This window comes from Paludisphaera rhizosphaerae, from assembly GCF_011065895.1.
In the GTDB taxonomy this organism is placed as follows: Bacteria; Planctomycetota; Planctomycetia; order Isosphaerales; family Isosphaeraceae; genus Paludisphaera; species Paludisphaera rhizosphaerae.
Genome location: NZ_JAALCR010000010.1, coordinates 105,493 through 119,665 on the forward strand (window position 1 = coordinate 105,493; position 14,173 = coordinate 119,665).

The 14,173-nt window shown below is 68.0% G+C and carries 12 protein-coding genes; 9 read left to right on the forward strand and 3 right to left on the reverse strand.

Translation table 11 applies throughout. The features are described 5' to 3' along the window. Positions 1–5: 5 nt before the first annotated feature. The 4 genes from G5C50_RS14770 to G5C50_RS14785 all read left to right on the forward strand — a co-directional run bounded on the left by G5C50_RS14770 (position 6) and on the right by G5C50_RS14785 (position 6,347). Positions 6–989 (forward strand): hypothetical protein, encoded by a 984-nt coding sequence (locus tag G5C50_RS14770; RefSeq protein ID WP_240907085.1) that lies wholly within the window; start codon positions 6–8, stop codon positions 987–989. A gap of 6 nt (positions 990–995) precedes the next feature. Beyond that, a complete protein-coding gene (budA, locus tag G5C50_RS14775; protein WP_165070641.1) occupies positions 996–1,796 on the forward strand; it encodes an acetolactate decarboxylase in 801 nt (266 codons plus the stop codon). Between the two features lie 877 nt (positions 1,797–2,673). After that, the gene (locus tag G5C50_RS14780; RefSeq protein ID WP_165070642.1) at positions 2,674–3,765 is read left to right on the forward strand and encodes a Gfo/Idh/MocA family protein; all 1,092 of its coding nucleotides are present in this window, start codon (positions 2,674–2,676) and stop codon (positions 3,763–3,765) included. Positions 3,766–3,803: 38 nt separating this feature from the next. After that, the gene (locus tag G5C50_RS14785) at positions 3,804–6,347 is read left to right on the forward strand and encodes an alpha-L-arabinofuranosidase C-terminal domain-containing protein (RefSeq protein WP_165070643.1); all 2,544 of its coding nucleotides are present in this window, start codon (positions 3,804–3,806) and stop codon (positions 6,345–6,347) included. Between the two features lie 432 nt (positions 6,348–6,779). On the opposite strand, the gene G5C50_RS14790 is transcribed toward G5C50_RS14785, so the two are convergent. Continuing rightward, the gene (locus G5C50_RS14790; RefSeq protein WP_206107709.1) at positions 6,780–7,475 is read right to left on the reverse strand and encodes a class I SAM-dependent methyltransferase; all 696 of its coding nucleotides are present in this window, start codon (positions 7,473–7,475) and stop codon (positions 6,780–6,782) included. 115 nt (positions 7,476–7,590) lie between these two features. Here G5C50_RS14790 and G5C50_RS14795 point away from each other — a divergent pair, with 115 nt between their 5' ends. After that, entirely contained in the window at positions 7,591–8,376 is a 786-nt protein-coding gene (locus G5C50_RS14795; RefSeq protein ID WP_165070647.1) for a transglutaminase-like domain-containing protein, read from the forward strand. Beyond that, entirely contained in the window at positions 8,376–8,945 is a 570-nt protein-coding gene (locus G5C50_RS14800; protein ID WP_165070648.1) for a hypothetical protein, read from the forward strand. Before G5C50_RS14795 ends, G5C50_RS14800 begins: the two co-directional genes overlap by 1 nt. 18 nt (positions 8,946–8,963) lie before the next feature. Here G5C50_RS14800 and G5C50_RS14805 read toward each other — a convergent pair whose 3' ends face one another. Next, complete coding sequence (locus G5C50_RS14805; protein WP_165070650.1) at positions 8,964–9,365, reverse strand: DUF7009 family protein; 402 nt, start codon at positions 9,363–9,365, stop codon at positions 8,964–8,966. 293 nt (positions 9,366–9,658) lie between these two features. On the opposite strand from G5C50_RS14805, the gene G5C50_RS32645 reads away from it, so the two are divergent. From G5C50_RS32645 to G5C50_RS14820, 3 genes are read left to right on the forward strand one after another with little or no spacing between them, the layout of a single operon-like run. Continuing rightward, on the forward strand, positions 9,659–10,336 hold the full coding sequence (locus tag G5C50_RS32645) for a phosphoribosyltransferase (protein ID WP_165070651.1): 678 nt from the start codon (positions 9,659–9,661) through the stop codon (positions 10,334–10,336). 46 nt (positions 10,337–10,382) lie between these two features. Next, the gene (locus G5C50_RS32650) at positions 10,383–11,048 is read left to right on the forward strand and encodes a dienelactone hydrolase family protein (protein ID WP_165070652.1); all 666 of its coding nucleotides are present in this window, start codon (positions 10,383–10,385) and stop codon (positions 11,046–11,048) included. 38 nt (positions 11,049–11,086) lie between these two features. After that, entirely contained in the window at positions 11,087–12,445 is a 1,359-nt protein-coding gene (locus G5C50_RS14820) for an erythromycin esterase family protein (RefSeq protein WP_206107710.1), read from the forward strand. Between the two features lie 7 nt (positions 12,446–12,452). Here G5C50_RS14820 and G5C50_RS14825 read toward each other — a convergent pair whose 3' ends face one another. After that, the gene (locus G5C50_RS14825; protein WP_165070654.1) at positions 12,453–14,153 is read right to left on the reverse strand and encodes a porin family protein; all 1,701 of its coding nucleotides are present in this window, start codon (positions 14,151–14,153) and stop codon (positions 12,453–12,455) included. Positions 14,154–14,173 lie beyond the last annotated feature (20 nt).

A 14,173-nucleotide genomic window follows, 5' to 3' on the forward strand; every position in this document is an offset into this window, starting at 1 on the left:
ACCCCATGCCCCTCCTGGCGACCGCCCTGCTGCTCGCGACCCTGGCTCAGGCCCAGGCCGAGGCTCCGCCGCCCGCCGACCGGCCGTCGGTCCTCGTCGTCGTCGGGACGCCCGGCACGCCCGAGTACGCCGCCGAGTTCCGCCAGGCCGTCGACGCCTGGCGAGCCGCCGCGGCCAAGGCCCCGGCCGACTTCCGGGCGATCGGGATCGACGGCTCCGCCGACGCCGCCGTCCCCGACCGTGAAGCCCTGCGCAAGGCCCTGGCCGAGACGCCGACGGGCGGTCGCGAGGCCCTCTGGTTGGTCATGGTCGGTCATGGCACCTTCGACGGTAAGGAGGCCAAGTTCAACCTCCGCGGCCCCGACGTCACGGCCGCCGAGACGGCCGAGTGGCTCAAGCCGTTCACCCGCCCGCTGGCGATCCTCGACGGCTCCTCGGCGAGCGGCCCGTTCCTCAACGCCCTCTCCGCGCCCGGGCGAGTCGTGATCGTCGCCACCCGCAGCGGCGACGAGCAGAACTACGCCAGGCTCGGCCCGAACCTCGCCGAGGCGATCGCCGACCCCCGCGCCGACCTCGACAAGGACGAACAGGTCTCGCTGCTGGAAGCCTTCCTCACGGCCGCCACCCGCACGGCCGAGTTCTACAAGTCCAAGTCCCGCCTGGCCACCGAGCACCCCCTGATCGACGACGACGGCGACAAGCTGGGCACCCCCGCCGACTGGTTCAAGGGCCTCAGGGCGATCAAGAAGCCCACCGGCGGCAAGTCGCTCGACGGCGCACGAGCCCGACAGATCCACCTGGTCCCCAACGACCGCGACCGCAAGATGACGCCCGAAGTCCGCGACCGCCGTGATAACCTGGAGCGCGAGGCCGCCGACCTGCGGGCCAAGAAAGAGAGTCTGTCCGAGGACGACTACTACGCCCGCCTCGAGAAGATCATGGTTGAGCTGGCCCGCATCTACGGCGGCCGTCCTGCGGTGGGGTTCTGAGAATCCATGAATTGGAAGACGATATTCGCCATCGCCCTCGCTTCGGCCTGTCTCGGCGCGGATGAGCCGCCGGGGGGGGGCCGCGACACCATCTCGCAGATCTCGGTCATCAACGCCCTGATGGTCGGCCGGTACGACGGCGAGGCTTCCATCGCCGAGCTGCTGAAGCTGGGCGACTTCGGCCTGGGGACGCTCGACCACCTCGACGGCGAGTTGATCGTCCTGGACGGCCGGGCGTATCAGGTCCGGGGCGACGGCGCGATCGTCGACGTTCCGCCCGATCGCTCCACCCCGTTCGCGGTCGTCACCCCGTTCGACGTCGACGGCGAGTTCCCCTGTCCGCGCGTCGCCAGCCTCACCGAGCTTGAGGAACGCCTGAACAAGACGCTCGCCGGCCGGAACGCGTTCGTCGCGATCAAGATCCGGGCCAAGGTCGACTCGATCACCCTGCGAAGCGTCAAGCGGCAGGAGCCTCCTTATCGACCGCTCGACGAGGTGGCGAAGAGCCAGTCGATGTGGACCCATCGCAACGTCAGCGGGACGATGCTGGGCGTCCGGAGTCCGTCGTGGGTCGGCAACCTGACGGTCCCCGGCTACCACTGGCACTTCCTCTCGGACGACCACAAGGTCGGCGGCCACATCCTGGACGTCCGCCCCGTCGAGGGCCGCGTCCAGTACGACCTCACCCGCGACTGGGACGTCCGCCTCCCCGCCTCGGCCGACTTCGACGCCGCCGAGCTGAACCGCGACCTCTCCCGAGAGCTGAAGCGGGTGGAAAGCTCCCGCGGCGACGCCCCCCCGAAGTAAGCCGCGGCGTACCCGGAGGCTTGGGTCCGTTCGCGCCGTGCTCGTTCGAAGCCGGTCGACGCAACACTTTGGGGTTCTGGGTTTTGCTCCCGACAAACGGCCTTCGGGATTGGCTCCGTTCGGCGATTTTCGGTATCCAGCTTCGCTGTTTGCCGACCTGGCGATCCGGTCGAGGTCGATCGCGGGGACCTCGCCGATCGCAGGCTCGCGCCGGCCGTTCGGCGACCGTGTCCGACGCCGAGTGCGGAACCCCTCGCGCGGCTCCGTTTCGGCTTCGTTCGCCGCGGGAATTGTGCCTGATTCCGATGATCAACCTGTTGCCATTGTGGACTTTGCGGCGTCGCCCGTCCTTGGCTTCGTTCGGCGAAAAACGACCAGGCTTGCTGCTCGCTTCCTTCGCGCATTCGAATTGAGAAAGAGCCGGGCACCGCCATCCTCTATTTCTACTGTGTCGTCCACGGGCCATTTCCGATCACCGGCCTGATAGCTTCCTGGGACGCCTGGCCGGTGCGATCGCTACGGTCGTCGCCTCCGCTTTGAGGGACGGGCCCCAGGCTGACAGGAGAAAGCGGCGGCCCGTTGTGGTCGGCTGTGGGGCGGCGTAACCTGAGGCGTCGGGTAAGGCTGTCCCGCAAGACTTTCACGGGGCTGTTGTGTGTGCCTGCATCCCCCTTCTCCCCTTGTGGGAGAAGGTGCCGCGCAGCGGCGGATGAGGGGTGCGAAACCATCGGCCGTTGGGTTGCGACCCCCCTCATCCGGGCCTTCGGGCCACCTTCTCCCACAAGGGGAGAAGGGAGGTAGGGCGCCTCGTGCGTAACCCCCATTCACGGGAAGGCTCTAGGCGAAGTGCGTTTCCCGGGTGATCGGAGGACGGACGATGAAGCGACGGGCGTTCCTCGGGGCGACGGCGATTGGCGCGCTCGGTGCGGCGGCTCCTTCGGCTTCACCCCCTTTGCGGCTGGGGATGGCGGGGCTGGTGCACGGACACGCCTCGGGGTTCCTGTCGCGGTATCGCGACTCGAATGAAGTCGAGCTGGTCGGCGTGTCCGAGCCCGATCGCGAGGTCGCCGCGCGTTACGTCCAGCGGCTGAAGCTTGACCCGGACAAGGTCCACCCCTCGCTGGAGGCGATGCTCGACCGTGCGAAGCCAGAGGGCGTCGTCGTCTTCACCAACACGTTCGACCACCCGGCCGCCGTCGAGGCCTGCGCCCGGCGCAAGATCCCGGTGATGATGGAGAAGCCGCTGGCCGTCAGCGTGGATCACGCCCGGGCCATCGAGCGATCCGCGGCCGAGCACGGCGTCCCCGTGCTGGTGAACTACGAGACGACCTGGCATTCCTCCAACCACGCCGCGTACGCCCTGGCGAAGACGGCCGGGGCGCTGGGGGAGATCCGCAAGGTGGTCGTTCACGACGGACATCGCGGGCCCAAGGAGATCGGCGTCCAGCCCGAGTTCCTCGCCTGGCTCACCGACCCGGAGAAAAACGGGGCGGGGGCCCTGTTCGACTTCGGCTGCTATGGCGCCAACCTGATGACCTGGCTGATGGACGACGCGCGTCCAACGTCCGTCTCGGCCGTCACCCAGCGGTTCAAGCCCGACGTCTACCCGCGAGTGGACGACGAGGCGACCGTGATCCTGGAATACCCCGCCGCCGTGGCCGTCTTGCAGGCCTCGTGGAACTGGCCGTTCGACCGCAAGGACATGGAGGTCTACGGGCGGACCGGGCAGGTCCTCACGGTCGGCCGCGAGGAAGTCCGCGTCCGTCTCGCCGGCAAGCCCGAGGAGACCCGCAAGGCTCCCGCGCTGGCCGCGCCGGAGGACGACTTCCTCCGCTACTTCGCCGCCGTGGTCCGGGGCGAGATCAAACCCACGGGCCTTTCCGCCCTGCGCAACAACCTCATCGTCGTCGAGATCCTCGACGCCGCCCGTCGCTCCGCCGCCGAGGGACGAACCATCCGGCTGTCGTGAGCGAGCCTCGTCGATCCGAGTTCAGGGAGCACCCGAGAATGCAACGTCGACCCCGTTCCGGCTACGGCCGGACTTCATGGCTTGCGGCCCTCGCGATCGGCGCGGGGATTTCCATCGCCTCGGCTACGGCCGCCGACGGCCCGGCGACGATCGCCGTGCACGTCGACAAGCCCGGCACGGCCATCCCGCCCGACTTCATGGGGTTCATGACCGAGGAGATCAACCACGCCTACGACGGCGGGCTGTACGCGGAGCTGATCCAGAACCGGACGTTTCAGGATCCCGGCAACGCCCCCGGCGGGCTCCCCGTCCACTGGTCGGTCGTGGGCCAGGGGAAGGCGTCGACGGATGCGATCGAGCCCGTGAACTCGGCGCTGCCGGTCAGCCTTCGCCTGGATCTGTCTGGCGGCGAGGCCGGCGTCGCCAACGACGGTTACTGGGGCGTCCCGGTGCGGCCCGACACGCCCTACAGCGCGACGTTCTACGCCCGGGGCTCCGGCGGTTTCGCCGGCCCAGTGACGGTCTCACTCCTGACCGATGACGGGAAAACGGTCGCCTCGGCCCAATCGCAGCCCGTGACCGGTGATTGGCGGAAGCACACCATCGCACTCAAGACCGGCCCCGACGCCCCGACGACGGCGAAGGCCCGGTTCGTGCTCTCGGCGAAGGGGAGCGGCCGCGTCTCGTTCAGCTATGTCTCGCTCTTCCCGCCCACGTATCAGAACGCCCCCAACGGGCTGCGTCCCGACCTGATGAAGCTGATGGCCGAGATGCGGCCCAAGTTCATCCGGCTCCCCGGCGGCAACTACCTGGAAGGGGGACGCTTCGCCGATCGCTTCCGCTGGAAGGAGATGGTCGGCCCGCCCGATCAGCGTCCCGGCCACATGGGATGCTGGGGCTATCGCTCGTCCGACGGCTTCGGCCTGCCCGAGTTCCTCCTCTGGTGCAAGCAGCTCGGCGCGGAGCCGGTCCTTGGCGTGTTCGCGGGCTACGTCCTCAACGGCGATTACGTGAAGGCCGGGACCCCAGAAATGGACGTCTTCACGCAGGAGGCCCTGGAGGAGATCGAGTACGTCATGGGCCCGGCCGACAGCCAGTGGGGAGCCCGACGCTCGGCCGACGGATTCCCCGAGCCGTTCGCGCTGAAGTACGTCGAGATCGGCAATGAGGACTGGTTCGACAAGTCGGGGAGCTACGACGGCCGGTTCACCCAGATCGCCAGGGCGATCCGCGCCCGCTATCCCCAGTTGAAGCTCATCGCCTCCGCGCCGGTGACCAGCTTCAAGCCCGACCTCTACGACGACCACTTCTACCGAAGCGCCCGCCAGTTGATGGGCATGGCCACGATGTACGACCCAACGACGGCCGACTCGCCGAAGCTCTCGTTCGCCGGAGGCGGCTTCAACGGCCGCCAGCGCGACACCGCGATCAAGACGTTCGTCGGCGAGTGGGCCACGCAGGAAGGCCGGCCGACGCCGACGCTCAACGCCGGCCTGGCCGATGCCGCCTTCATCATGGGGATGGAGAAGAACTCCGACGCCGTGGTGATGGAGTGTTACGCGCCCCTGCTGGTGAACGTGAACCCCGCCGATCCGGGCAAGGGGTATCCGAAGGGCTGGCAGTGGAACACGAACCTGATCGGCTACGACGCTCTGCATAGCTTTGGCTCGCCCAGCTACCACGCGCAGGTGATGCTCGCTCAGAACAAGGGGGACGTCGTCCTGCCGACCGAGTTCACCGCCCCGACCTCATCGCCGAGCGCCGAGGCGTCTCGCGGCGGGATCGGGCTGGGCTCATGGCACACGGACGTCGAGTACACCGACCTGAGCGTCACGGCCCCGGACGGTCGAGTGCTGATGGCCCCGGACCAGACCGGCGAGTGGCGGTCCAGCGGCGGTCCCTGGAACTCGCGAGGACGCGTCGTCGCCCCCGCCCGGAAGGACGCGGAGACCTGGGCGTTCACCGGAGATCCCGGCTGGACCGATTACACGATCCGCGTGAAGGCCCGCAAGAACGCCGGTCGCGAGGGGTTCATCGTGATCTGGCACGCGGTCGGCGAGGACGAATACCGCTGGTGGAACATCGGCGGCTGGGGGAACACAGAGGCCCGCTGCGAGGCCGCGAACAGCCTTGGCGGTCGCGATCCGTACGGTCCCAGCGCCCCCTTCCGCGTCGAAGCCGGACGCTGGTACGACCTACGCCTGGAAGTCGCCGGGCGTCGCGTCCGAGGCTACATCGACGACAAGCTGGTGACCGACGTCACGTCTGAACCAAGCGCGGCCTCGATCGCCGCCTTCACGACGGCGACTTACGACAAGGCCGATCGCACGGTGATCGTGAAGTTCGTCAACGCCGGCGCGTCGCCGCTGGACGCCCGCGTCGAGCTTCGCGGAGTCTCTCGCGTTGAGCCGGAGGGGACCGCGCTGGTGATCTCGGGCGAGCCCGGGGCGGTCAACTCGGTCGACGAGCCGCTGAAGGTCGCCCCCCGGCGCGAGGCCGTTAGTGGGGCGTCGACCTCCTTCGTCCGGACGTTCCCGGCGCACTCGTTGACGGTCCTGCGGCTGAAGGCGACGGCTCCGTGACGAGATTGTCTCAACGGCCTTCCCCCCTCGCGGGGGAAGGTGGCCCGCGGGGCAATACTGCTCGGCTCGACTTGCATATAAGCCATCGGAGGCGATTGCCTCCCTTCTCCCCTGGTGGGAGAAGGTGCCCCGTAGGGGCGGATGAGGGGGGTCATAACCGTCGGCGGACGTTGGGATCCCCCTCATCCGGCCTTCGGCCACCTTCTCCCACCAGGGGAGAAGGGAGGTTTCCATCGCTTCTTCTGAAGCTCAATTCCCGTGCCGAACAGTATTGGCCCGAAGGGCCGGATGAGGGGGGATCGGCATCGCTTTGAAGTCGCGACTTTGGATGCGGATCCGGCGGCGGTCGTCCCCCTCATCTGATCGCTTCGCGATCTGTCTTCCCCCGCGAGGGGGGAAGACTGTCTCTCTTCGTTCCGAACAACGTTGGGATCACGTCCCCGGTTTCGGCGGCGTTGCCTCGAAGACGCCGACGGGCCGGGGCGTTTGCTCGTCGCCCACGTTCCAGCGGGAGAAGCTGACGGCCCAGCCGGCGGCTTCCAGGGATTCGAGGAACGCGAAGCCGGGGGGGCGGAATGGGTCGGCCAGGAGGACCCGGCCGCGCGGGGTGAGGTTGGTCTCGAGGATCTTGCGGATGTGAGGGTGGATCGAGTCGCCGTAGAGGACGTCGGCGGCGAGGATCCAGTCGTAGCGGGCGGTCTCGGTCCATTCAGTCCAGTCGGCCTCGCGGTGTTCGATGTCGGTCTGGCGGTTGCGATCGGCGTTGATCCGGCAGACGTGCAGGGCCAACGCCTCGCGATCCGTCTGGACGACCCGCGCGCCGAGGGTCGAGGCGACGATCCCTGGCAGGCCCACGCCGGCTCCCAACTCCAGGACGCTCCGGCCGCGGAACTCGCCCGGCCGGGCGGCGACCTCGTGCGCCAGGGCGATCGCCGAGGGCCAGAGCGACACCCCGTACGGCAGTCGGTTCGTCTTGCGGACGATCGCGCGGGTCTCGTCTTCCTCCGTCAGCACGGCTCCGACGTGCAGCACCGGCCACTCGCGGCCCTCGCGACGCAGGCGGTATTCCAGGAGCGGGAACTTCCCGGCCGTGGTGTCCAGCACCGTCGGCGCGTCCGTCTCAGCCATCATTCCTCCCGTTCGAAACTCCGCGACTTCGGGCCGATATTGTACTTAAGAGCCCATCGTGCCGCGCTATAATGGCCTAATTGACGACGACGCGTGAGCCGAAGGGACCCTGTTCATGCTGCTTTCCGTCCGCGCCGCCGCGTCCTACCAGTTGCCCGCCGATACGTTCGTCCTTCTGATGGTCGAGCCTCCCCTGCAGGGGCTGACGCATTGCGTTCGCGACGAACATCTGGCGACCACGCCGACGAACCTCTCCGAGCTTCGCGCCGACATCTTCGCCAACCCCGAGCGTCGTCTGCTGGCTCCGGCGGGGACGTTTTCGTTCGAGTTCACGGCGACGATCGAGTCGCAGCCCAACGTGCCGCCGCCGGTCGACGCGATCGAGCACGCGCCGCAGGACATCCCGGCGGACGCCATGATGTACACGCTCCCTTCGCGCTATTGCCAGTCGGACCTCCTCTCCCGCATGGCGCAGAGCGAGTTCGGCGGCATTCAGCCGGGGGGAGAGCGGGTTCTGAAAGTCGCCGAATGGGTCCGCCGTCACGTCGAATACCGTTATGGGACGACAGACGCGATGACCTCGGCCTACGACACGGCGACGGAGCGCATCGGCGTCTGCCGCGACTTCGCCCATCTGACCATCGCCTTCTGCCGGGCGCTCGGCGTCCCGGCTCGGTACGTTTCGGGCTACGCCCTGGGGTTGGAACCGCCCGACTTCCACGGCTACGTCCAGGTGTATCTCGGCGGGGCCTGGTGGAACGTCGACGCGACGTTCGACGGCGTCCGCCCGGCGCTCGTTCCGATCGCCGTCGGCCGCGACGCCGCCGACGTGGCCATGACCACCCTCTGGGGGGCGGCCAAGCTGAACGAACAAACGGTCGAGGTAAAGGAGGCCCAATGATGAGCGAGGATCGAATCGGCGAAGTCGCCGCCAAACACGGGTTCAGCCGCGAGGCCGCGCAAGCACTTTACAACGCCTTGAAGAAGGGGCCGATGGCGCAGTTCGACCACCCTGAACTCGGCGGGTTGGGTCAGTGGATGCCCGGCATGATCCAGATCGGCAAGATGTTCGACTCAGCCTTGAAAAGCCGCGTGGCTTCCCTGGCCGCGGACCTGGAGGCCCTGATCCGAGAGGGCGGCCCAGCGCCCGGAGCATCGGCGTCGATGAGGCCCATGGAACCCATGCGTCCGATGGAGCCCATGAAGCCTATCGAGGCCTGGTGGCCGGAGGAATTCGGCCGTCCCAACGCGGCCGGCGGCCAGGACGACGTGCTTTACGCCTATTTCGCTGGGCTTCGCCGCTTGGTCGTCCGTCGCGGCGCCCAGACGACCATTTACGACACGGGCGATCACCAGATCGGCGGCGTCTCTCAGCAGCAGGGGAGCGACCGTCGCGACGTCCTCTTCACCAGCCAGCACGGATCCGTGCCGCTGTCGAGCCTGAAGGTCGTCCCGCCGCCAGGGGGCTGAGCTCGGGCGCCTTGCGCGTCAGCCCGACTCCGCCGTGGGCCCGCACGCGGCCGACGGGTTGGGGAAGGCGTGGGCGTCGTCGTGCTCATGACCCTCCGCGCGGTCCAGGCAGGCGAAGTCTTTTTCCAGCACCACCCGGACCGATCCCCCTTCGACGGCCTGCTCGTGATCGAACCCGATGCGATCGGTCGCGGCCCACGCGCGGACGTCCTCCGGGTCGATCGTGACGACCAACCGACCCTCGGAGTACGAGGCGGTCGGCTTTCCTCTCGGCGCCGAAGCCGCTTCGACCGCGTAGCGGAACTCCGCCCCAGGCCCGAACCGCAGCGCGTCTTCGATTCCGCCTCGCTCGGCGAGCCCGCCCAGGTCGCGCCGGTCCAACCGGATCCGGATCGAGTTCCCCTTGAGACGCAGCTTCATCATTCGATCCCCCGGCGGCGTCCCGAAACAGGAAGTCGCCCGTAGGAATTATAGCGAGCGAGGACGATCGGGCGGAGAGTCCGCTTAATTCATACGGGCGAGGTTCGCCCCAGGTCGACGAAGCTGATATAATGAGGCGTCGTTTGCGAGGCGTTCGCCGATCCGAGGATCGGCGATTCGTCGGTCCCGTTCAGAGCGGGTCATTGTTCACGGTGATCTCCTTCCCGCGGCGTTGCGTGGGGAGTCAGGTCGCCCCCCCTTGCATCGGTCGGAGGGACCGAAGGAGGCGGGCGATGTCTCGTCAGGTTTTCCGCGATCGGAGAGAGGCGGGGCGAGTCCTCGCCGAGTCTCTTTCGAAATACGCCGGACGTTCCGACGTGTTGGTTCTGGGGCTGCCGCGCGGCGGCGTGCCGGTGGCGTATGAGGCGGCCCACGCCCTGGGAGCGCCGCTCGACGTGTTCCTGGTCCGCAAGCTCGGCGTACCGGGTCATGAGGAGCTGGCCTTCGGCGCATTGGCGTCGGGGGGCGTTCGGCTGCTGAATCGAGACGTCGTCGAGGCCCTGCGGATCCAGCCGCAGGTCGTCGAGGCGGTCACGAAGATGGAGGCGACCGAGTTGGGACGTCGCGAGCGGCAGTATCGCGACGACCGCCCCGCGCCCGAGGTGCGAGACAGGACCGTCATTCTGATCGACGACGGCCTGGCCACCGGAGCGAGCATGCGCGCGGCCGTCGCCGCGTTGAAACGAATGGGGCCGGCGAGGGTCGTGGTCGCCGTCCCCGTCGCGGCTCGTCAAACGGTTGACGAGATGTCCCACGAGGTCGACGAGATCGTTTGCGCGAGAACTCCGGAGCCGTTCCAGGCGGTCGGCCTTTGGTACGCCGACTTCAGCCAGACGAGCGACGCGGAGGTGAGTGAATTGCTTCGACAGGCGGAGCGAGAGCAAGAAGCGGCCCGGACGGCGTCCCGCTGAGCGCGGCGTTCGGGGGTGAGATGGATTTCAGCCAGGAGTTGATTCGATGATTCAGACCATCGACGGCGTGCAGACGATCCCCGTCCAGATCCCCGCCGTGGGCGTCATGTTGGAGGGCGACCTGGCGGTTCCGCCGGACGCGCGCGGAGCGGTCCTGTTTGCGCACGGCAGCGGCAGCGGCCGGTTCAGCGAACGCAACCGAGCCGTCGCCGCGACGCTCCAGGCGGCGGGGTTCGCCACCCTGCTGTTCGACCTGCTCACGGCGGCCGAGGAACGCGAAGAACGATACACCCGCCATCTGCGGTTCGACATCGACCTGCTGATCGGCCGGCTGGTGGCCGCGACCGAGTGGATCGAACGTCGTCCGGAGACGGTCGGCCTGAAGCTCGGCTACTTCGGGGCGAGCACCGGCGGCGCTGCGGCCCTGGGGGCGGCGGCTGAGCGTCCCGAGGTCGCCGCCGTCGTCTCGCGCGGCGGTCGACCCGACCTCACGCCCGACGCCTCGCTGTTCGCGGTCCAGGCGCCGACGCTGCTGATCGTCGGCGGCGACGACCGCCAGGTGCTGGCCCTGAACCGACGGACCATGGCCCGGATGAGGGCCCCCGTCGCCCTGGAGATCGTCCCCGGGGCGACCCATCTCTTCGAAGAACCGGGCGCTCTGGATCAGGTCGCCCGGCTGGCTCGCGAGTGGTTCGAGACCTATCTCCGGTAAGGCCTGAGCGGTCGGCCGGAGTGGAAGGAGAGGGAGTCATGGCTTCCATGACGCGCCTTTCGCGGGCGGAGGCGCCGCCGTCGCCCGCACTCGTCGCCGAGGTTCAGGGGCTGGCCCGCCCGCTGCGGGGGCCCGCCGACCTGGACCCCCTGCTGGAACGGATCGGCGACGCCCGCTACGTCCTGCTGGGAGAAGCCTCGCACGGCACGTCCGAGTTCTACACCTGGCGCTCCCAGATCAGCCGCCGCTTGATCGTCGAGAAAGGCTTCTCGTTCATCGCCGTCGAGGGGGACTGGCCCGACTGCTATCAGGTCGACCAGTTCGTCAAGGGCCGCGGCCCGGCCGGCGAAACCGCCCGCGACGTGCTCCACGGCTTCGAGCGATGGCCGACCTGGATGTGGGCCAACGAGGAGGTCGTCGAGCTGGTCGAGTGGCTCCGGAGTCACAACGCCGCACAGCCCTCCGCGCGCCGCGTCGGCCTCTACGGCCTGGACGTCTACAGCCTATGGGATTCGCTCTACGCGATCATGGGCTACCTCCAGCGCAAGGAGCCCTCGGCCCTGCCGGCCGCGTGGGAAGCCTTCCGTTGTTTTGAACCCTACGGCGAAGACGTGCAGGAATACGCCCGCGCCTCGCGGTTCGTCCCCAACTCCTGCGAGGACGAGGTCGTCGATCTGCTCCAGGAGCTGCGTCGTCGGTCTGGACCGTCGTCGGCTGGAGAATCCGAGGATGATCGCGAAGCCCGGTTCGTCGCCGAGCAGAACGGCCTGGTGCTCCAGAACGCCGAGGCTTACTACCGAGCCATGGTCCGGGGAGGACCCGATTCCTGGAACCTCCGCGACAGTCACATGGTTGAAACCCTGGATCGGTTGATGCTCCAGCACGGCCCGGACGCGCGGGCGATCGTCTGGGAGCACAACACCCACATCGGCGACGCCCGATTCACCGACATGGCCGAGCAGGGCGAGTACAACGTCGGGCAGCTCGTCCGCGAACGCCACGGCGACGACGGGGTCGTGCTCGTCGGCTTCGGCTCGCACCGAGGGCGCGTGATCGCCGGTCGACGTTGGGAGGCTCCGATGGAGAGCATGGTCGTCCCCCGCGCCCGCGAGGGGAGCTGGGAAGACGTCGTCCATCGGGCCGTCGGCCGTGACGCGATTTTGGTCTTCAAGCCGGACCGCGCGAGCCCCGAGATCATGGAGCCTCGCGGCCACCGCGCCATCGGCGTCGTCTATCGGCCGGAGTACGAGCACCTGGGCAACTACGTCCCCACGATCCTGCCGCGACGTTACGACGCCTTCCTCCATCTGGAGGAGACTCACGCGTTGCACCCGCTGTCCGGCGTCCGCGTGGAAGAGCGAGGCGAGACGCCCGAGACCTTCCCCTCAGGCGTCTGAGGCTCGGTCAGAAGAACATCGCGAACCGCATCCAGAAGGTGTTGTACTGGTCGACGTATCCAGGGCCGACGAGCGGGATCGGGTTGTTGAACCAGGTCCAGACGTAGTCGAAACTCACGCGGGTGTACTTGTTGGGCCACCAGTTCATGCCGGTCATGAAGCTGTCCATTCGCTCCGTCGAACGCGTGGGGTCGGCGAAGCCGCGGTCGATGTCGCCGCGACCGGCGTTGAACTCGGACCACTGCGCGGCGATTTGCCAGGCGCCGGGGCCGTACTGGCCGCGGCTGGGGATGAACGGCCGCAAGGGCTCCGTGACCGCGTAGCCCTGGAAGCCGCTGCCCATGAAATCGCGCTCGCCGGTCAGGTAGTACGAGGCGTTCACGTAATAGGCCCACTGAGTCGACCGGCCGCGATTGACGCCGTCGGTCAGCTCGCGGCTGAAGTTCATCATCTCCGCCAGGACGCTGAAGCGGCCGAACCAGTAGACGTGCGGCGCGACCCGCGACCGCATGCCGTCGGCCCAGACGTTCTGGTTGTAGACGTACCAGGGGAGGCCGACGACCGTGACGAAGCTGGGGTTCGTCGTCGCCTCGCCGTTGTTCGTGAAGGCGATGCTCGTCTGGTCCAGCTTGTAGTGGTTGTCCCCTGCCGAGAACCCAACGCCGCCGCCCAGACCCTCGAAGTGCGAGTCCTTCCAGGCGTCGCCGCGGAAGGGCGTGAAGTCGACGGCGCCGTTGTACTCGACGTTCCGATTGAGGTCGCCGTACAGCGAGGTCGCGGAGTTGGTCACGCCCGACCACCACTGCATCCGGTTGTCGAACAAGGTGCCGTTGAACATGACGCCGAAAGGCCGCTTGGCCGCCAACTGAAACAGGGGCGAGTTCGTGATCACCGGCTCCAGCGCCGGGGAGAAGGCGTAATACTCGTACAAGGGCGGCGTCAGTCCCTTACCGACGCGCATGTTGACGTACTTGTTGATATGCCAGGCCACGAACATGTCGAGAAGGTTGTAGGTGCCCAGGAAAGCCTGGGTGCCGACCTGATAGCTCCAGTCCTTGGTGATGTTCCCGTAGAAGTACATACGAGTGAACGGGCTGTTGAAGTTCTGCTCGTTGGTGGGCATGTTGGCGCGGTCGAAGAAGGTGCCGTCCAGGGTGAGCTGGCTGGTGACGTTGAGCGAGAACTCGTCGTCGTCGGTGCTGAAGCTGAAGTACCCGCCGCCGCCGTTGGGGCCTGTGGCGTCATGGTGGAACTTGTAGCGTCCCTTCAGGGGATAACGGTCGGCGTCGGGCGGCTCGCCCGTGTCGGGGCCGAAGGCGCCGGACTGATACCGATTGGGGAGGCCGTTGAACCCGCCTCTGCCTTCCTCGGCCGCCGTCAACGGCGAACCGAAACCGCCCCAATTGCGGCCGTCGCCGCCAGGGCCGGCGACGCCGGCTGGGGCACCGCCGCCGCCGCCCACGCTGATGCCCTGAAGTTGGCGCTGGAGTATCTCGACCTGAGCCTTAAGCTGGCGGGCCTCGGCGACTTCGGCGCGGAGCTGCCGCAGCTCGGAAAGAATATCGGCGTCGGTGGCGAGCCCCGCGCTTGGAGGAACCGCGCCTGACGGTATCGGCGGCGTCGTGGGGGTCTGGCCTATGGCCTGCACCGCCGACGCCAGCGCCAGCCCGAGGGCGGCGACGAACCGACAGAAATTGGCGCGTCCCACGAACACCTCCTCGACCCCTC